We start from the raw sequence: 18,311 nt of genomic DNA, 5'->3' as shown, positions 1-18,311 counted from the left end.
CTCACAGCCCAAGGACAATAACATGCCTGGCATTGTCATCATTGGTGCAGGGCAGGCTGGAGCATCGCTCGCAGCGGAAGCGCGTAAACTCGGCTATCCGGGTCTCATAACGCTGATCGGTGACGAGCCCGTCACGCCCTATCAACGCCCGCCATTGTCGAAAGGCTATCTGCTCGGCCATGTTGGAGTGGATAGGATGGCGCTTCGTGCGGCGTCCTTCTGGGGGGATCATGGCATAAAGCTAGCGGTCGGTAGAGCTGTTACCGCAATTGATCGGGCAAACGCCACAGTGCGGGCTGGAGGTGACAGTTTCCACTATGACCATCTCGCGATGGCGACCGGTTCGACAGCGAGGCAATTGCCTGAGGCCCAGGGCGGCTTGCTACAGGGGGTCTATACTGTCCGAAATATCGCGGATGTCGATGTCATGGCGACGGAGTTCCGTCCCGGCCGGAAACTCCTGATAATCGGAGGGGGATATATCGGCCTCGAGGCCGCGGCGGTTGGGGCCAAGCTTGGACTCAACGTCACCCTGGTCGAGATGGCGCCCCGGATCCTGCAGCGTGTCGCGGCCCCCGAAACGTCCAACTTCTTTCGCGAGCTCCATCTGTCCAATGGCGTCGCCATTCGGGAAAATACCCGACTCGATCGCCTCGTAGGTTCGGGCCGCGTTTCCGGTGCCATCTTGGCTGACGGCACAGAGCTAGAGACTGATTTTGTGATTGTGGGCATTGGCATCATGCCGAGAACACAGCTTGCGCAGGAAGCGGACCTCGCAATAGAGAACGGCATCCGAACCGACGCTTACGGCCGTACCTCCGACCAAAACATCTGGGCAGTGGGAGAATGCGCATCTTTCCCGCATGGAGGCGGCCGCATCCGCCTTGAAAGCGTGGGACACGCGATCCATCACGGCGAGGTTGTGGCTAAAAACATTCTCGGGGCGACACAGGCTTATGAAGCGAAACCCTGGTTTTGGTCCGATCAATATGACGTCAAGCTCCAGATTGCGGGCTTGAACGCGGGCTACGACCGCGTTGTAGAGCGTGCGGTTGAAGCGGGATCGCGGTCGATTTGGTATTACCGCGGGCAGCAGCTTTTGGCTGTCGACGCGATCAATGACGCGCGGGCCTACATGGTCGGGAAAAGGATCCTCGAGTCCCGACAAACGATAGACCCGGAATACGTTGTCGATGTAACGACAGACGTTAAGGCATTGCTTTCACGGGCTTCCAGCCTCTGAAGACGCTGCTGCGGAATGATGCCGCGCACCTCGAGCCGGTAAATTTTTGCGAGCTTGGCAGCTCAAGCTTCGGGGTCCGCGCTGCCGTCCTTATCACCTCAACTGACACATGAGTATTTTGCAGTTTCAATGCCCCGCTCGTTGCGCTCCAATGATGGGGTACTGGGGTTCCGAGCATGCTGAGCACCAAATTGGCAGTGTCGGATCTTGGCGGTGAACCATAACAGAAGGGAGAACGTGGATGCGCTTGAATGGCAGGATGGGGCTACAGAAGGCCCTCGTAGTTGTGATGTTTAGTGCGGCAGCTGTGACGGGGGCTGTCGCAGACGATTTGCCCGGTAAAGGAGTTACCGTCCAACCTGCCGATCAGAACTATGTCAATGAATGGTTTCAAGGGGATCTGGTGAGCCTCGGGCTCAAGGACCTCGGATATGACGTGAAGGACTCGGCTTCCATGCAGATGCAGGCGGCGTTCGTCTCGGTTGCCAACGGCGATGCGACCTACTACCCCGCTTTTTGGAACCCTCTTCATAAGTCCTTCTTTGAACAGGCCGGAGGCGAAGCGAAGCTGCAGCCCGTGGGCACCCTGGTGACCAACTCCATTCAGGGCTACCTGATTGACAAGAAGACGGCTGATGCCAACAACATCAAGACGATTAACCAGCTCAAAGACCCGGCTATCGCCAAGCTGTTTGATATCGACGGCGACGGGAAGGCCGACCTCTATGGCTGCGACCCCGGCTGGGGCTGCGAACGCGTCATTGAACACCAGCTGGATGCTTACGGCCTGCGAGACACAGTGCATCACCTGCAGGGCAGCTATGAAACGATCATTGCCGATGCGATCGAGCGCATCAAGGCAGGCAAGCCTACGCTATATTATGCGTGGACGCCGAATTGGCTGAGCGCTGTCCTGCGGCCCGGTCAGGAAGTGGCATGGCTGACGGTGACGTCAACGGCGCTGCCAGACGACCAGGTTGGTGCCGTCACTGAGGTGCCTGGCATTGGAAATACCGGGTTTCCCGTAAACACCCAGCACGTGATCGCTAACACGGATTTCCTGAAGAAAAATCCGGCCGCACGCAAGTGGTTCGAACTGGTGGCAGTCCCGATCGAGGACATTAATGCCGAGAATCTGCTCGAGCACGAAGGTCAGACCTCGGCCGCCCAGGTTCTTGCTCACGCCGAGGATTGGAAGGCCAAACACAAGACGCAGTGGGACGCGTGGATTGCGGAAGCCAAGGCCGCTAAATAATTAGCGACCGCTCTTAGGATTTTGCCTATTGCCTGAACGTCTGCCGGCGGGATTCTATGAATTCTGCCGGCATTAGGTTTAGGCTCGGCCTGATCCATCAGCGAACGATTGAATGAAGGACAAGATGGACTGGATTGAACAGATTGTCGCTGAAACGGACCTGGCAGACACCCATGAACACCTCGTAGAGGAGTCACGACGGACGAAGGGGTCGAGCGGCTGGCTTTTCCCTTGCGATGATTGGGCCCTGCTTTTCAGAGAATATATGCAAGATGACCTCCACTGCGCGGGGATGAGCACTGCGGACGAATTGCGTTTTTACGATCCTGAGACGCCATCGATTGACAAGTTCAAGCTCGTACACCCGTTCTGGGAGCGTATCAAACACACGGGCTACGCCCAGGCGTTCTCCCACACATTGCGCAACCTGTACGGAATCGAGTCGTTTTCGCTGAAGCACGTGGATGAGCTTGCCAGCAAATACCATGACCTCAAAAAGCCTGGTTACTATGAGCATGTGCTGAAGAATGTCAGCAGGTTAACCGACTGCCATGTCAATTCGCTTGAGCGGATTTTCATGGAGAGCGAGTCACCAGAGCTTCTGAAGCAGGATATTAGCATCCTGGAGCTCAGCCGGTGTAGCGCCGCCGACCTTCGCAAGGTTGAGAGCGAGACCGGTCTGACCATAAAAACTTTTGAGGATTGGCTTGCCGCGATCGACCACTTCTTCGAGCGCTACGGAAAGCAGGCCGTAGCGGTCAAATACCAGGGGGCCTATTCGCGGCGGTTGAATTTCGAACATGTTTCGAAACGCTCTGCCGCTGATTTCTTCAAAGCCCACCATGCCGAGCGGCCATTTATCGGGCCCCATGGGGAAAAGGTTCTACAGGATTACCTCTTCCACTATTGCGTCAAAAAAGCTGGTGAATACGGTCTCCCCGTGAAGCTGCATACCGGCTACTTTGCCACCAGGGACTCCATGCCGCTTGCACGGGTAAAGGAGAACGCCGCAGACCTTTGCAGCCTTCTGCAGGACTACCCCGAGGTCCGTTTTGTCCTGATGCACATTGGCTATCCCTACCAGGACGAAATCCTTGCTCTGTGCAAACAGTATAGCAATGCCTATGTGGATTTGTGCTGGGCCTGGATTGTCAATCCGGTGGCGAGCGTGCGCTTCCTAACGGAGTTCTTGGTTGCCGTCCCGGCAAACAAGGTGCTGACCTTTGGAGGCGACTATATCATGGTGGAAAATGTCGTTGGCCACAGCGTTATCGCGCGCCAGGGCATCGCTGAGACGCTCTCGAACCTAGTCCAGCGAAACTGGGTTGACCATTCGGATATTCCCGAGCTGGCCGCACGCCTGATGAATGGAAATGCTCGGGAATTGTTTGGCAGTGCGGTGCATGAGAAAGCCGTAGCGTTGAGAAGCGACCCTTAATGCTTCGCTGATCTGATAGACCTTCACCCCTTAATGCCGAGGAGCAGATCCTTGCGGGAAATCGTTCCTATGGGCGTTTTATCGTCGAGTACGGTGATGTCCCCGTCGTGCTCGGTTGCCATTCCGATAAGGGTGCCAATAGTCGCATCGGCGCTAGCGGTAGCATGACTGTGAACGGGCAGTGCCGCGGAGCCGTTGATCGGTTTCATGATCTTTCGAGCTGTCACCAGGTCTAGCCTGGATATTCCTTTTACGAAGTCAGCTACATATTCATCAGTCGGTTCGGTTACGATTTCTTCAGGTGTGCCGACCTGGACGAATCGACCGTCTTTCATAATTGCAATGCGGTCGCCAAGCCGGATCGCTTCGTCGAGGTCGTGCGTGATGAAGATGGTGGTCTTTTTGACGAGCCTCGAGAGTTCCATGAATTGCGCCTGTAGCTGGCGCCGGATCAGCGGATCCAGCGCGGAAAACGGCTCATCCATAAGCAGGATCTCAGGGTCGGCCGCCATGGCCCGGGCGAGTCCCACGCGTTGCTTCATGCCCCCAGAAAGTTCTTCTGGATAGCGATGGGCCCATTCCTCGAGGCCGACGAGCTTGAGCTTCTCCCGCGCCCTGGCAGTCCGTTCTGAGCGCTTCGTGCCGCGCAGCTCCAGGCTCAGCGCGACGTTGTCCTCCACGTTTCTGTGAGGTAGCAAGGCCATATTCTGGAATACCATCCCTACGCTCTCGGAGCGAAGCGCCCGGAGGTCTCTTGTGTTCAACGCGTTAATGTTGCGGCCTGCTACGACAATCTCGCCAGCTGTCGGCTCGACCAACCGGTTGATGTGCCGGACGAGGGTCGACTTTCCGGAGCCCGAAAGCCCCATGATGCAAAAGATTTTGCCTTGATCCACAGAAAACGAGACGTCGGCGACAGCAGTTACGCAGCCGAACTTTCTCAGGATGTCGGACTTTGAAAAGCCTTCTTCCTGAATCGCCCGATAGGCTGCAGGAGCGCGGTCCCCGAAAATCTTCCATACGCCGGAGCACTGGATCACAGGCTTATTCATCAATCACCAAATCTATCGGCTGGCACGGTTCGAATGTCCGGACGCGAGTACCAGACATCTTGTTGATTTCGCGCAAGTTCCGCCTGTTCCCGAGTGTGTGTAGCCGCGCCGTTCTGCCGGTGGCACGGTGGTGCATTTTCACGACGGTCTTCAATTCGTACCCTTGGCGCGAGCATCCAGCTGAAAGGGCTTTGCCCTTTCGACCGAGCCCTGAACTGGCGACGATTTGAATAGCGCGAAGATGCGTTTCAACGCCGCAACAGGTCCGTGGTCCCAGATCTCACCAGGCCGTCGGCGGGGCTTAGCCAGCGCCTGCGTGAGCCTGTCGAGCACAATCGCAAGGGCTACAATGCCAAGACCACCGGTGGTGGCCAACCCGACATCAAGCCGGCCAATGCCCCGCAACACCATTTGGCCGAGCCCCCCGACGGCGATCATCGACGCGACGACGACCATCGACAAAGACATCATGAGTGTCTGATTGACACCCGCCATGATTGTTGGGAGCGCCAGCGGCAGTTGTGCCTTCAGGAGCAACTGGCGATCGTTGGCGCCAAAGGCCCTCATGGCCTCGATCACTTCTTCTGGAACCTGCACGATTCCCAGATAAGTTAGCCTGATCACGGGGGCGACTGCGAAAATGACCGTTACGATCACACCTGGCACGTTGCCGATGCCGAATAGCATGACGATCGGCACGAGGTACACGAATGCCGGGATGGTCTGCATTCCGTCCAGTACTGGCCGAAGAACGGCATAGAGCCACCCAAAACGGGTGGCCAGGATTCCTACCGGTATGCCTATGGCCAACGCAAAAATCAGGGCTGTCAGGACGATCGAGAGGGTAATCATGGATTCTACCCAAACGCCGATGAAGCCGATGAAGAGAAGGATCGCACCTAAAACGGCGGCCAGGCGCCAACTCGCCAGCTGCCAGGCCACCAGGACAATCACGGCGACCACCACCAATGCTGGCGCGGACGTCATGAAAGACACCACCGACTGAAGAACCGCGTCGAAAGGGGCCTTCACCAGCTGGAAGAACGGACGGTAATTGTCGACCAGCCAGCGCAACGCCTCACTGACCCAGTGCGCCACCGGCAGGGTGCCGCATGCAAACGGATTTAACACACTACATCCGCTCATCGTTGTTCCCCATTGTATCTGTGTATTTGTGAGCCGGTTTACCTGCAGGCTAGCATGGCGAGCCGAGCCGACGCCTCGTAAAAAAGTAGCCTGCCAAGTGACATTATTTCACGGAGGCTTGATACAAACCCTTTGAAGTCAGGACTTTGCTAGGATTGGCAAACGACAGCCAGGCCCAGTTCGGCGCATGAACGCAGGCGATTTCTCTAACATTAGTATCAAGTGTGGATAGGCGCCAACTAACCTGCTTCCGAACAGAGGCCTCGCGGCAAGGGGCCAAAGAGGGAGGAGCCATCGCACCACCGATTCTAAAAGGCGTTGAAAGTGCGCTCTGCGCCGTCGGCCACGAGCAGTTAGGGCAACGCAACCGCAAGAATATGGGCGAGGACACTGCTGGCCCATTGCGCTACTTGCAGGCTGCTCGAAGCAGACGGTTCACGTTTCCACGCACGGTCGTCTATCCCCGACTTACCGATAAGCCGGGTTAGCACGGGTGATTTGAGCCATAGTCTCGAAAAAAAGTAGCCTGCCGAGTGATTTTATTTCGGATGTTGCATGGTCTGACCTTGCTTATAAGCACTAGCCTACAGCCGAACTGGAGCCATGCTCATGTCGTTCAAAGGCATCATTCCGCCCGTTACCACGCCCTTTCACCCGGACGGTTCGATCGACCGCGACGGCTTCTGCATCATGGTCGAGCATCTCGTTTCTGCGGGTGTTCACGGCATCATCGTGGGAGGCACCACTGGGGAATATTACGCTCAGTCGCGAGACGAGCGCGTCAGTCTGCTGAAACTGGCAAGGTCGCTGGTCAAAGGCAACATCCCCCTTATCGCTGGGGTAGGAGCCATCCGGACCGAAGATTGCATTGAATACGCCCTGATTGCTCGTGACCTCAAATATGACGGCGTCCTGATCGGCTCCCCGTATTACGCGGTCCCAACGCAGCTCGAGCTCGCCAACCACGCCTTGGCCATCGACAAGGCGGCTGACCTCCCTATCATGCTGTACAACTATCCCGGTCGAACCGGCACGATGATGGATTTCGAGTTCCTCGACCGCGTGGGCCGCAGCTCCAATTTCCGTGCGATCAAAGAGTCGAGCGGCAGCATCAACCAGCTTCACGCGTTGGCGCGCGATTATCCCCATATCGACCTGTTATGTGGCATGGACGATCAGGCTCTGGAATTCTTTGCCTGGGGAGCCAAAGGGTGGGTTTGTGGTGCAGGTAACTGCCTGCCAGCTGAACACCTCGCCCTGTACAACGCTTGTGTGATCGAGAAGGACTTTACGAAGGGACGGCAGATCATGTCGGCCCTTCTGCCTTTGATGCGGTTCCTCGAGCAAGGTGGCAAATTCGTCCAGAGTATCAAATATGGCTGCGAGCTTGCCGGTCTGCCTGCAGGCCCTGTCCGCCGCCCGATGCGCGGCCTCGACGACGAGCAGAAACGCGAACTCGAAACCGTAATCCGCACGCTCAAGGCAGTCATTGCCTCAATCGTCGGCAAATCCCAGAAGAAGGTTCCTGAGAATGTCATCGCTCTTAACGCGTGAGGAATACCAAAGCCTCGCAGACAGCTTGCCGCTGCCGACTAATGCGTTGATCGATGGGAAGTCGCGCGCAGCCCTGTCCGGCGAAACTTTTGAGACCACGAACCCCGCGACCGGCCAGGTCATCGCCAAGATCGCGTCGTGCAGTAAGGCAGATGTTGATTTGGCAGTCGAAAAGGCTAGGTCGGCTTTCGAGGCCGGTGTTTGGTCACGCGCGCATCCAACAGAGCGCAAGCGCGTGTTGCGTAAGCTTGTCAAACTCATCGAGCGCAACGCCCATGAGCTGGCTGTGCTCGAGAGCATGGAGAGCGGGAAGCCTATCTACGATGTTGAGACGATCGACATCCCCGAGGCCCTGCATTGCCTGGAATGGCATGCAGAAGCCACGGACAAACTCTACGGCCAAACGTCGCCGTCCGGCGATGACGTAGTCTCGGTCATCATCAGGCAGCCTTTGGGCGTGGTGGCCTGCGTGCTCCCCTGGAACTTTCCGATCCTGATGCTCGCATGGAAGATTGGCCCGGCTCTGTCGACCGGCAATTCCGTGATCGTCAAACCGGCGGAACAAACCAATATGTCGACCTTGCGCATCGCCGAGCTGGCGCTCGAGGCCGGAATTCCACCGGGCGTGTTCCAGGTGCTTACAGGCCCTGGTGAACTAACCGGCCACGCCCTGGGCATGCATCCGGACATCGACATGGTCGCCTTTACGGGCTCGACCGATGTCGGACGGAAATTTCTTGAGTATTCGGCCCGGTCGAATTTGAAGCGCATTGTGCTGGAGTGCGGCGGCAAAAATCCCTGTATTGTGCTGGAGGACGCCGAAAACCTCGACGTGGTCGCGCAACACGTGACGCAGGCCGTGTTCTGGAACATGGGGGAGAATTGCTCCTCGAATTCACGTCTCATCGTCCATGAGCAGATCAAGGACAGGCTTGTCGAAGCCATCGTTCATAAGTTGCGTGAATGGCCCCTGGGCGACCCGCTAGACCCTGGTAACCGTCTGGGCGCCATCGTGTCCAAAGAACAGTTCGACAGCATCATGGGGTACATCAAGAAAGGCCGGTCTGAAGGCGCTAAAGTCGTTACCGGCGGCAACGCGCACAAAAGCGGCAAGGGCTACTTCATTGAGCCAACCATCTTCGACAATGTCACTCCTTCGATGACGATAGCGCGCGAGGAGATATTTGGTCCCGTACTTTCGGTGATCACAGTGGCGAACGCCGACGAGGCCGTCCGGGTTGCTAACGATACTCCGTATGGTCTTGCCGCTTCAGTGTTCTCAGCCAACCTCGGTAAGGCCCATCGTATCGCTCGGGACATCCGGGCGGGTACGGTGACCATCAACTGCTATGGGGAAGGGGATGTGTCGACGCCTTTTGGCGGCTTCAAGCTTTCCGGATTCGGCGGCAGGGATAAGTCGCTGCACGCCCACGACCAGTATACAGAACTCAAGACCATTTGGGCGGACATCTCCGACCCCAAGGTCTCTCGCGCCGTCGAATAGCCGATCGCATGAGCTTGCATCAGGCTGTCCGCACGCCGACGGACACGTCCGTGTCCGGCTGGTATGGTTTACTACCGCCTCCCAAGGCGCCGGAGGTGCTGCGCGGCCGGCATAAGGCTGACTGGATTATCGTCGGCGCCGGTTTTGCCGGGTTGGCGGCCGCGCGGCGCCTGTCCCAGTTGGTACCTGATGATCGTATTGTCGTGATCGATGCCCAGCGTGTCGGATGGGGGGCTGCAGGCCGCAATTCCGGGTTCATGATCGACCTCCCGCACGAACTCGGAGGTGAGAATTACGGTAGCAGCCAGGCTCACGATAAACAGCGCATCCGCATGAATCGTGCGGCAATCGAGTTTTCCGGCTCGGCGGCCGAGGAATATGGCCTTCAGTCCCATTTTGTTCGCTCGGGAAAAATCCACGGTGCCGCGACCTCTCATGGCATCCGTGCCCTTCACGAATTCGAAGGGCATCTGACGGGCCTTTCAGAGCCCTTTGAGCAGCTCGACGCAGCCGAGATGAAGCGCATCACAGGGACCGACTTTTTCCTCGGCGGAACTTTCACACCAGGGACCGTGATGGCGCAGCCCGCAGGATTCATCCGGGGCCTCGCCTCGGGGTTGTCCGAGCGGGTTGAGATCTTCGAGAACTCGCCCGTCACAACGTTGCGTCCGGGCAAGGAACACAAGGTGCAGACCTTGGAAGGGGAGGTGGTTGCGCCTCGGCTTATCCTGGCTGTCAATGGTCACCTCGAAAGCTTCGGCTTTTTCAAGCGCCGTCTGTTGCATGTCTTCACCTATGCCAGCATGACACGTCAACTCAGCGAAAACGAACAGGCTACCCTCGGCGGTGAGCAGCATTGGGCTCTCATTCCCGGCGATCCGATGGGATCCACACTCCGTCGCATCGGGGACCGCATCGTCGTCCGCAACACCTTTACCTACAATCCCGCCATGACGACTAACGACAGGCAGATCCAAAAAATCGGACGCGCGCATGACCGGTCGTTCAAGGCACGCTTTCCCATGCTTGGAGACGTTGCCATGGATTATCGGTGGGGTGGCCATCTATGCTTGTCTCTCAATTCGGCACCGGCTTTCGGGGAAATCGAGGATCGCGTCTACGTGGCGGGATGCTGCAACGGGTTAGGGACGGTGCAAGGGACTCTCTACGGCATGCTGACGGCGGAGCTGGCCGTCGGAACCGGCCACCCAATGGTCGCGGATGCTCTCGAAGAGCCATCACCGAGCAAGCTCTATTCGGGTCCCGTAATGGCAGTTGGGGCGCCCGCGCGCCTATGGCTGATGCAGAAGCGAGCTGGACGGGAGCTTTAGCTCAAACAGCGCGTTCCTTGGCAGAGATCGTACGCAGCCATTCCCGGAACACTTCGGCGGCAGGGGACAGGGTACGGTTGTCGTACCACGTTAGATAATATCCTCCTGGAGCTGTTACTTCCAGGTCCGTGATTTTCACGAGCTTGCCATCCTCGACGAGGTTCCGCACCAGCCGATGCCAGCCAACGGCAATCCCCTGATCGGCCTGTACTGCCTGGAGTGCGACAAAAAACTTCCCGAATCGCCGGCCACGCAGCGGTCCATGAGGAATCCCCGCGCGACGCATGACCTCATCCCAGCCGGCCCAATCTGGGTCAACCCAGTCGACATGCAACAGCGGCAGGTCCGGCAATGATGAAGCGACGGCGTCGCGATGCACCTGTGCGAAGCCGGGGCCGCAAACCGGATAGATCATGTCATCGAACAGCATTTCGGCATTTTCGTCAGGCCATGAGCCAAAGCCATACCGGATCCGCAATTCGACTTCGGCCCGCCGATAGTCTCGGGCGTTATCGGAGATGAGGTGGTCGACGGTGATCTCGCCGTGCTGGTTCCAGAAATCGGGCATACGCGGAATCAGCCACATCGTGGCGAAGGCGTCAGTGCAGGCGACCGTGACATTTTTGGAGCGGTCACCTCGCTTGACAGTTCGAACGACATCCGACGCTCTCGAAAAGCTGCTGGCGAGGACGCCGTAAAGGTCTTCGCCCGCACTTGTCAGCATGACACCGCTCGCGAGGCGCACGAATAGCGGCACGCCCAGTTCATCCTCGATGCTCTTGATCTGGCGACTGACAGCTCCCGGCGTAACGTTGAGCTCTGCAGCCGCAAGCTTGAACGAAAGGTGCCGCGCGGAGGCTTCGAACACAGCCAGCGCTGTGAGGGACGGCAGATCGTAATAGCGTCTCACCATGGCGTAACTCCAGCCAGACTGCCGTCACGGCCCAAGCGCTGTTTAGTCAACACGGGCGTGAGACTTTTGCATTAGGTCAATTCGTGCCGGTTCGGCAATAGTCCGCTATCGAGTGCCCCGTCGCTCGCTTTCCGTTCCTTTGGAGGCCGTCATGACTGTTCAACCGCAAGCTTCTCGAAGAGGGGGACGAGATGCGCGGCGGACCATCCGGACTGCGCCGAAAATCGACATGTTGCCGACGTTGAAACGCGGCCTGCCGGTAGTCGAGCCGATGGACGCCGAGCAGGTCGAGCGGATCCACGAGGCCTCGATCGCGATCCTTGAAGAGGTCGGTGTCGTGTTCCGCGACCCGATCGCTCTTGAAGACTGGAAGCGGGTGGGGGCCGACGTTCGCGGAGAGCGTGTCCACCTCGATCGCGACCTGGTCATGAACCTGATCAAGACGATCCCGTCCAAGATTGAGTATTCCGCCCGCAACCCCGCCAAGAACGTGGAACTGGGTGGGCCGAAGTCGATATTCGTGCCGATGACTGGCGCACCTTACATGCGCGACCTCGACGACGTCAGGCGCGGCCCCACCATAGCCGATCTGGGCACGTTTCATAAGCTCGCCCATATGTCACCCGCCCTCCATTCCTCGGCTCACCATATCGTTGAGCCAATGGACGTTGTCGTGGCACACCGGCATCTGCACATCACATATTCGTCGATGAAGTATTCCGACAAGATGTTCATGGGCATGACCACTTCCCCCAAAAATGCCGAGGACGTCCTCGACATGTGCGAGATCTTGTTTGGGAAAGGTTTTCTGGAAACGCATGCGGTCGCGACCGGTAACTGTAACGGCAACTCCCCCCTCGTATGGGACCAGGTGATGTTGGGCGCAATGAGGGCTTTCTGCAGAAGAAACCAGCCGGTCTTGTGCTCCCCTTTCGTTCTCGGGGGTGCCAATACACCTGCCTCAACGGCGGCTTCCGTTGCCCAGCTCAACGCCGAGGCGCTTTCAGCACTCGCCTATACACAAGTGATCCGCAAAGGATGCCCTGCGATCTACGGCCACTACTTGGCGACTGTGTCGATGCAGTCGGGTGCGCCCATGGCGGGAACGCCAGAAATTTCACTGATGAATTTCATGATAGGTCAGATGGCACGACGTTACAACGTGCCGTGGCGCACCTCCAACCTCCTTGGCGGCGCCAAAGTTTTCGACGCGCAGGCTGGCTACGAAAGCGCTATGACCATGATGGCCGTGCTGATGTCGGGCGCGAACTATATCTGGCATTCCGCCGGCTGGAATGAAGCAGGCATGCACTGCTCGATTGCCAAGTTCGTGGTGGATGCCGAGGTCTGCGCTATGGGCTACCGCATGGCCGAAGGGGTAAAGTGGGACGACTTCGACGAAGCCCTGTCGGCAATTCGCGATGTCGGGCCGGGCGGGCACTACTTAGGCCACCCTCACACCCAAGCTAACTTCGAGAAGGCTTTCTTCATCCCAAAACTGTTCGATAACAATTCAGTCGAGCAATGGTATGCCGATGGATCTAAGGACATCAAGCAGAGGGCTCTCGAGTTTGCCCGTCATCTCCTTGATGAATACGAGGAACCTAAGCTCGACCAGGCGATCGATGAGGAGTTGCGTGCTTACATTGACCGCCGATCGATGGAAATTCCTGCGGTTGATGCCCTTAACGAAGATCACTGAGGCTTGGCGATGCGTATCGAGAGAATTAATGTTTACAGCAAGTTGCTGCCCGTTAAAGAGGGTGGCGTTTACCGCATGGCGAGTGCCGATGTTCAATCGCTCGATAGCACGCTTGTAGAAATTGTCACAAACGAGGGTCTTACGGGCTGGGGCGAAACTTGCCCAATCGGCCCGGTCTATCAGCCCCATCATACCCTGGGTGCCCGTGCGGCGATTGGTGAAATTGCGCCGGGTCTCATCGGTGAAGAGATCGCTTCAATTCGGCTACTCGCCAAGAGCATGGACGAACGACTCAACGGCCACGGTTATGCAAAGGCAGCGTTTGACATTGGTTTTCTGGACCTGCTTGGCCAACGCCTTGGCGTGCCTGTGTCGACTTTATTGGGTGGAGCTCTGACCGATCGGGTTCAAAGCTACTATTCACTGATAGTCGGTGCGCCCGACGAAACAGCAAGGATAGCGGCGGACAAAGTCAAAGCCGGTTATCCACGACTGCAGGTGAAAATCGGCGGACGAAATCTGGAGCAAGACGTTGCAACGATACACAAGGTCTGGGAGGCCGTCGGCTTCCAGGCTCGACTGGTTGTTGACGGAAACCGTGGTCTGACCGCCGCTTACGCGATAAACCTCGACCGCCTGTGCGCCTCGATTCCCTTTGCTTTGGAGCAGCCCTGCAACACCATGGATGAAGTCGCCACTCTTAAAGGCAGGCTCGTGCACCCGGTATATCTTGATGAGAGCACTGAAGATCAGAACGCAGTGCTGAGAGCGATTTCATCCGGGATCGCCGATGGCTTTGGCTTCAAGGTAACTCGCCTAGGTGGTCTGACAAAGATGACCACCATTCGTGACCTGTGCGAGATCCGCTCATTGCCTCACAGCTGTGATGACGCTTGGGGAGGGGACATCATCGCGGCCGCCTGCACTCATTTAGCTTCAACAGTCGAGCCACGCCGTTTTGAAGGGGCATGGATCGCGCAGGAGTATATCGATGGCCACTATGACGAGGCCAACCCAATCATGATCATTCAAGGGCATATTCCAGTCCCACAGGGGCCTGGCCTTGGCGTGAAGCCTGAACGCGGGACATTCGGTGATCCGATTGCCGTCTACGGGTCATAATGAACGCTCCAGCCAATATACAGCCTAAGGGGGCCGTTCAGACCGGGGAAACGCTGCCGATCCGGCCGCTCAACTTCGCTATTATCGTAATGCCGGGATTCTCGCACTTGGCTCTCCACGCCTATATTGAGCCATTCCGGATCGCCAATACCTTCTCGCCTGTACCGCTATTTCGTTGGCAGCTCGCCAGCCTAGGCAACCGGTCTGTGGTTGGTGCAAACGGGCTCGCCATAACCGTCGACACCACGACGGAAGATCTCGGTGCCGGTAGCGGCAATGACGTAAGATTTGACCATCTTGTTATCGTCGCGGGCGAGCCGATTGAAAAACAACTTACACCGTCTCTCAGTACATTTCTTCGCTCCGTCGCACGGCGGGGCATCGCCATCTCGGCGATCGGTACTGCTTCGTGGTTGCTTGCGCAATCTGGCCTTTTGGGGGAAACCCGGTGCACGATTCACTGGTCACGGCTCGCGGCCTTTTCCGAAGTGTTCCACCGACCGCGTATTCGCGATACTCTGTTTGTCAAGGACGGGCAATTCTCGACTTGTGCTGGCGAATTGGCCGCATTCGACCTAGCAGTCGACCTGATCGGAAGCCATGCCGGTGTGGTTATTGCCCAGGAAGTCTGCCGCCATGCCACTGTTGAAGGTCAGCGGTCCGGAACCAACCGTCAGACTGGCCCCTCAGGGCTTGCATTCGCGGGCGCCAGCGAGAAGCTTGTCGCCGCCATGCAAGTTATGGAAGAAAACGTCGAGACACCGTTATCAATGGACGAGGTAGCAGCCGTCGTTGGCATTTCGCGGCGTCAATTAGAACGGCTTTTTACGACACACCTGGGGCTTCCACCCGTTCGACATTATCTGAAGATCCGGGTTGATCGCGCCAAGCGACTTGTTCAAGGCACCCGGATGCCCCTGATAGAGGTCGCCGTTGCGTGTGGCTTCGTGTCCGCTTCACACTTCTCAAAGTGTTTTAGGGTTGTCCATGGCGTTACCCCTCAACAGTGCAGGCTGGCTGTGCCTGCATGGGTCGGCCCGGGCCTGGGTAGCTGCTAAAATATGGTCCAAGGGGCTGCCATGTTAGCTTTGCAGTCGCTCCCCAGCTATTTTGGGCTTCCGGCAGTTCCAGGCTTCCCGGCGATCGCCCAAATGAGTTTCGAGCTGGCCGTGCGGGCCGAAGAAAATGCGCACGCGCCTTCGGCGCAAGCTAGGAGAGGCGTAGCAGATGAGCACATCGCATTTCCCTGGCAGGCAAAACGGCGATCGTCACGGGCGCTGGTAGAGGGTTAGGAAAAGCAATTGGATTGGGTCTGGCATCGTGCGGAGCCGATGTCGTCCTTGCTTCACGCACCTTGGCCGAGTTGGCGGCCGTTGCCGATGAGTGTCGGTCCTTTGGTGTCCGTGCCGAGCCGCTGGTGACGGATATAACGGCAAGTGACCAATGCGATAAGCTAGTCCAATTCTGTGTCAGCCGCTTTGGTAAGCTTGATATTGCAGTGTGTAATGCGAGAATAGGAATTCACAACGGGGTTTGTTAGTCCACGTCCCAAACCGGGACTGGAAGCCGCCGAACGCGGTCGTACAAAGACGCGCTCGAAGGCAGGATGGCGCTCATCGAGCCTCCGGTTATAGTCTAGAAGAATATAAGGTATATATCCTTTATGACTATAAGCGATGTCAACCCCGGATAAGGGGCAATTTTGTCCCGGCCACCGGCCTCTCATCGAGAATGTCGTGGCGAAAGCAGTAGAGCTGCGCCGGCCGGCCGCCGGTTTCGGTGGTCGTCTCCCCGGTCTTTTCGACCAGCTCCTGCTGTTCGATGAGCCGGCGAAAGTTTGGTTTGTTGATAAGCCTGCCCGAGAGCGCTTCTACTGTTCGCTGCAGCTGCAACAGCGTAAAGAGCGGCGGCATCAGTTCGAACACGCCGGGCCGGTATTTGATCTTGGAGCGCAACCGGGCAATAGCCGTTGCCAGGATGCGGCGATGATCGGCGATCATGGATTTGCCTGGCACCGCGGTGTGTGCGGCTGAATGTCCGCCGCGTACCGCTTCCTCCACCAGCATTGCCTCGTAGAGAAGTTCGTAGCGCTGCAGCGCGAACTCTTCGTTCCATGACCGGTCGTCGAAGCCGAAGGCGATAGCCGTGCGCCGCCGGCGATCGAGCTGGATGGCTTTCTCGTCAGCGCTATCAGCCCATTCTCTCAAGCGCGGTCGCAGATCTTCCAGCACTGCCGCCGGCGCGCCGGAGCGATGATCCTCCCATGGAAAATAGTCGTACCAGCTTGCCCAGGATCTCGTGGCCGCGGCGCCCGTATCTTCGATCTGCGTAAGCGCGAGATAGCTGATCGAGATCACGCGCTCCTCTGCGCCGATCCGGTCGCGGTCGGCGAAGGTGTAGAGCTGTTCGATATAGCCGAGGGGGTGGCCGGTCTGTTGCTCGACCCAACCCCTGAGGCCGGACTGCAACGAACGGTGAGCGAGCTCGAACGGGCCTGACGGCAGGGCTTTTGCCTGCGGGATGGTGAGAACGCAAGGGACGCTGTTGTTCATGGCGACGACGACAGCGATCAGGTCCGCCTTGACGTTCTTGCCCTTGCCTCCAGATCTGCGTTGCCTGGTCGGCTTTTCCTTATGGTCCATGATTCCTGATCTGGCTGGGCTGATTTCCGCTGCGGAAGCAGCTGAACCGATTTAGATTGGTTTTCCACGATAATTGGTGGTGCGTCAACAATACGTCCTGGGGTTGATGCGATCGACTTCCATCCAAAACGCCACTGCTTGGTTGAGTCGAGGTGGCATCGTTCCAGAGCATGGCGAAGAAGTCGTCGCGTAAGTACGAACTGCCATGGGATCCCAAGGCAGTTCGTACAGATATGACTTTCTTCGAGACGCCCGCGGGCGGCGCCGTCTTACCAATTGGCTCAATAGCTTCGGGCACCAGCTTTGAGGGGCGGACAAGTGTTGAGCTTATGCCTCCAACTCGGCGCCTGACCTCCAACCAACTGATTTTAAAGCATTTTTTCGAGTTCCATAACAGATATTATGCAACTTTAAGTTGTAGCGTAGAGCATCCCTTGGCGCCAAAGCGTCGACCGCCTTCATCGTCCGATCGCGGGGTTTCCTCAACCGTTAAACGGACCCTTTTCCAAAATGTGCCTTTTGAGCTTTGAATAGGCAGGTCCCAGGCTCGCAACGGCCCGCTTCTCATCAAAATTGTAAGTAAGCGTGGTCATGCCGAGCGTGTCGGTCGGCAGCTTCACGCCTTCGTCGCGCTGCTCCATCAAAATGGCACGCTCCCGGCCCAACCGGCCCATAAACAGACCAAGCTCAAAAATCACATTGTCCCTGGGCGCTGGCCAGCGCTGTTTACGGCTTGTAACGACGTCATCGGCAGTGGCAATGGCGACGCCGAAATCGCACTCTTCCAAGGCTCGCTCGAGCGATTCCAAAGCATAGTCGCTTAGCCGGAACACTCCGTCCTTCCAGATATCGACGACGATCTCCTTGTCGTGCTCGAAGCATTCCTGGAAGGTCTGCGCGATTGGTAGCCCTTCTGCCGATGATATGAGCAGGATCCTGGAGACATTGTGGTGTTTCCCAACATGCCTGTTCCGCTCACGCAGGCGTTGCGAAAGAGCCCGGGCGATCGCCGCGTAAAGTGCGGGATACTCGGTTCCGAGTTCGGCGAAATCATTGCCGCTCAGCCGCAAGACCTCCATTTTTTCAAGAGCTTTGACGGTTGCAGCCCGAGGCTGAGATGGCTCAATGGCCGCCATTTCGCCGACATGCTGTCCCGCACCACGGGTCGACATCCTGCGGCCGTTTACAAGGACTTCGCAGGAACCGGCGAGAATAAGAAAGACATCGTCGGTCTCTTCGTCCTGGACGATGAAGGTCTCCCCCTGTTCGATCGTCTCGACCTTGCCGCGCTCGGCAACTTCCTCAACGAGCTCAGAGGAGCCCCCAAGCAACCGCTGGTCGCTCAGCGCGGTTCGCAATCGGCGGCGCTTGTCGTCCGTATCAAACCGAGATTTTGCCATTACCGCTCC

At 57.5% G+C, this 18,311-nt stretch carries 15 protein-coding genes; 10 read left to right on the top strand and 5 right to left on the bottom strand.

All coding sequences use genetic code 11. The features are described 5' to 3' along the window. The first annotated feature begins 22 nt into the window (after positions 1-22). From NKJ08_RS03935 to NKJ08_RS03925, 3 genes are all read left to right on the top strand, one after another. Positions 23-1,243, top strand: a complete 1,221-nt coding sequence (locus NKJ08_RS03935) for an NAD(P)/FAD-dependent oxidoreductase (RefSeq protein WP_352781373.1) — start codon at positions 23-25, stop codon at positions 1,241-1,243. 241 nt (positions 1,244-1,484) lie between these two features. Beyond that, on the top strand, positions 1,485-2,498 hold the full coding sequence (proX, locus tag NKJ08_RS03930; RefSeq protein ID WP_352781372.1) for a glycine betaine/L-proline ABC transporter substrate-binding protein ProX: 1,014 nt from the start codon (positions 1,485-1,487) through the stop codon (positions 2,496-2,498). A 112-nt stretch (positions 2,499-2,610) separates the two neighbouring features. Further along, the gene (locus tag NKJ08_RS03925) at positions 2,611-3,936 is read left to right on the top strand and encodes an amidohydrolase family protein (RefSeq protein WP_352781371.1); all 1,326 of its coding nucleotides are present in this window, start codon (positions 2,611-2,613) and stop codon (positions 3,934-3,936) included. A gap of 23 nt (positions 3,937-3,959) precedes the next feature. Here the strand turns inward: NKJ08_RS03925 and NKJ08_RS03920 are convergent, their stop codons facing one another. Then, positions 3,960-4,988, bottom strand: coding sequence for a quaternary amine ABC transporter ATP-binding protein (locus NKJ08_RS03920; RefSeq protein WP_352781370.1), 1,029 nt, complete (start codon positions 4,986-4,988; stop codon positions 3,960-3,962). 150 nt (positions 4,989-5,138) lie between these two features. Then, entirely contained in the window at positions 5,139-6,119 is a 981-nt protein-coding gene (locus NKJ08_RS03915) for an ABC transporter permease (RefSeq protein ID WP_352781369.1), read from the bottom strand. Positions 6,120-6,743: 624 nt separating this feature from the next. On the opposite strand from NKJ08_RS03915, the gene NKJ08_RS03910 reads away from it, so the two are divergent. The 3 genes from NKJ08_RS03910 to NKJ08_RS03900 are packed head-to-tail and all read left to right on the top strand — an operon-like array spanning position 6,744 to position 10,523. Then, complete coding sequence (locus NKJ08_RS03910; protein ID WP_352781368.1) at positions 6,744-7,688, top strand: dihydrodipicolinate synthase family protein; 945 nt, start codon at positions 6,744-6,746, stop codon at positions 7,686-7,688. Beyond that, entirely contained in the window at positions 7,666-9,192 is a 1,527-nt protein-coding gene (locus tag NKJ08_RS03905; RefSeq protein ID WP_352781367.1) for an aldehyde dehydrogenase, read from the top strand. The genes NKJ08_RS03910 and NKJ08_RS03905 overlap by 23 nt, the downstream gene beginning before the upstream one ends. 8 nt (positions 9,193-9,200) lie before the next feature. Next, the gene (locus NKJ08_RS03900) at positions 9,201-10,523 is read left to right on the top strand and encodes an NAD(P)/FAD-dependent oxidoreductase (RefSeq protein ID WP_352781366.1); all 1,323 of its coding nucleotides are present in this window, start codon (positions 9,201-9,203) and stop codon (positions 10,521-10,523) included. 1 nt (position 10,524) lies between these two features. On the opposite strand, the gene NKJ08_RS03895 is transcribed toward NKJ08_RS03900, so the two are convergent. After that, positions 10,525-11,436, bottom strand: a complete 912-nt coding sequence (locus NKJ08_RS03895) for a LysR substrate-binding domain-containing protein (protein ID WP_352781365.1) — start codon at positions 11,434-11,436, stop codon at positions 10,525-10,527. A 151-nt stretch (positions 11,437-11,587) separates the two neighbouring features. Between NKJ08_RS03895 and NKJ08_RS03890 the strand changes: the two genes are divergently transcribed. The 4 genes from NKJ08_RS03890 (at position 11,588) to NKJ08_RS03875 (ending at position 15,800) form a co-directional block, all read left to right on the top strand. Beyond that, on the top strand, positions 11,588-13,138 hold the full coding sequence (locus NKJ08_RS03890) for a trimethylamine methyltransferase family protein (protein ID WP_352781364.1): 1,551 nt from the start codon (positions 11,588-11,590) through the stop codon (positions 13,136-13,138). A gap of 9 nt (positions 13,139-13,147) precedes the next feature. Further along, a complete protein-coding gene (locus NKJ08_RS03885; RefSeq protein ID WP_352781363.1) occupies positions 13,148-14,260 on the top strand; it encodes a mandelate racemase/muconate lactonizing enzyme family protein in 1,113 nt (370 codons plus the stop codon). Next, positions 14,260-15,318, top strand: a complete 1,059-nt coding sequence (locus NKJ08_RS03880; RefSeq protein WP_352781361.1) for a GlxA family transcriptional regulator — start codon at positions 14,260-14,262, stop codon at positions 15,316-15,318. The genes NKJ08_RS03885 and NKJ08_RS03880 overlap by 1 nt, the downstream gene beginning before the upstream one ends. Before the next feature lie 182 nt (positions 15,319-15,500). Further along, positions 15,501-15,800, top strand: a complete 300-nt coding sequence (locus tag NKJ08_RS03875; RefSeq protein ID WP_352781498.1) for an SDR family NAD(P)-dependent oxidoreductase — start codon at positions 15,501-15,503, stop codon at positions 15,798-15,800. A 139-nt stretch (positions 15,801-15,939) separates the two neighbouring features. Here NKJ08_RS03875 and NKJ08_RS03870 read toward each other — a convergent pair whose 3' ends face one another. Then, a complete protein-coding gene (locus tag NKJ08_RS03870) occupies positions 15,940-16,902 on the bottom strand; it encodes an NUDIX hydrolase (protein WP_352781359.1) in 963 nt (320 codons plus the stop codon). 482 nt (positions 16,903-17,384) lie between these two features. Further along, positions 17,385-18,302, bottom strand: a complete 918-nt coding sequence (locus tag NKJ08_RS03865; protein WP_352781357.1) for a TIR domain-containing protein — start codon at positions 18,300-18,302, stop codon at positions 17,385-17,387. Between the last annotated feature and the right edge of the window lie 9 nt (positions 18,303-18,311).

The sequence above is a fragment of the Mesorhizobium sp. M0244 genome (assembly GCF_040321795.1).
Classification (GTDB): Bacteria; Pseudomonadota; Alphaproteobacteria; order Rhizobiales; family Rhizobiaceae; genus Mesorhizobium.
Note: the sequence above shows the minus strand (reverse complement) of the source record. Positions and strands in the feature narration are given on the sequence as shown.

Coding starts and splice junctions, on each gene's coding strand:
- NKJ08_RS03935 (WP_352781373.1), top strand. CDS start 23: ATGCCTGGCATTGTCATCATTGGTGCAGGGCAGGCTGGAGCATCGCTC.
- proX (WP_352781372.1), top strand. CDS start 1,485: ATGCGCTTGAATGGCAGGATGGGGCTACAGAAGGCCCTCGTAGTTGTG.
- NKJ08_RS03925 (WP_352781371.1), top strand. CDS start 2,611: ATGAAGGACAAGATGGACTGGATTGAACAGATTGTCGCTGAAACGGAC.
- NKJ08_RS03920 (WP_352781370.1), bottom strand. CDS start 4,988: ATGAATAAGCCTGTGATCCAGTGCTCCGGCGTATGGAAGATTTTCGGG.
- NKJ08_RS03910 (WP_352781368.1), top strand. CDS start 6,744: ATGTCGTTCAAAGGCATCATTCCGCCCGTTACCACGCCCTTTCACCCG.
- NKJ08_RS03905 (WP_352781367.1), top strand. CDS start 7,666: ATGTCATCGCTCTTAACGCGTGAGGAATACCAAAGCCTCGCAGACAGC.
- NKJ08_RS03900 (WP_352781366.1), top strand. CDS start 9,201: ATGAGCTTGCATCAGGCTGTCCGCACGCCGACGGACACGTCCGTGTCC.
- NKJ08_RS03895 (WP_352781365.1), bottom strand. CDS start 11,436: ATGGTGAGACGCTATTACGATCTGCCGTCCCTCACAGCGCTGGCTGTG.
- NKJ08_RS03890 (WP_352781364.1), top strand. CDS start 11,588: ATGACTGTTCAACCGCAAGCTTCTCGAAGAGGGGGACGAGATGCGCGG.
- NKJ08_RS03885 (WP_352781363.1), top strand. CDS start 13,148: ATGCGTATCGAGAGAATTAATGTTTACAGCAAGTTGCTGCCCGTTAAA.
- NKJ08_RS03880 (WP_352781361.1), top strand. CDS start 14,260: ATGAACGCTCCAGCCAATATACAGCCTAAGGGGGCCGTTCAGACCGGG.
- NKJ08_RS03870 (WP_352781359.1), bottom strand. CDS start 16,902: ATGGACCATAAGGAAAAGCCGACCAGGCAACGCAGATCTGGAGGCAAG.
- NKJ08_RS03865 (WP_352781357.1), bottom strand. CDS start 18,302: ATGGCAAAATCTCGGTTTGATACGGACGACAAGCGCCGCCGATTGCGA.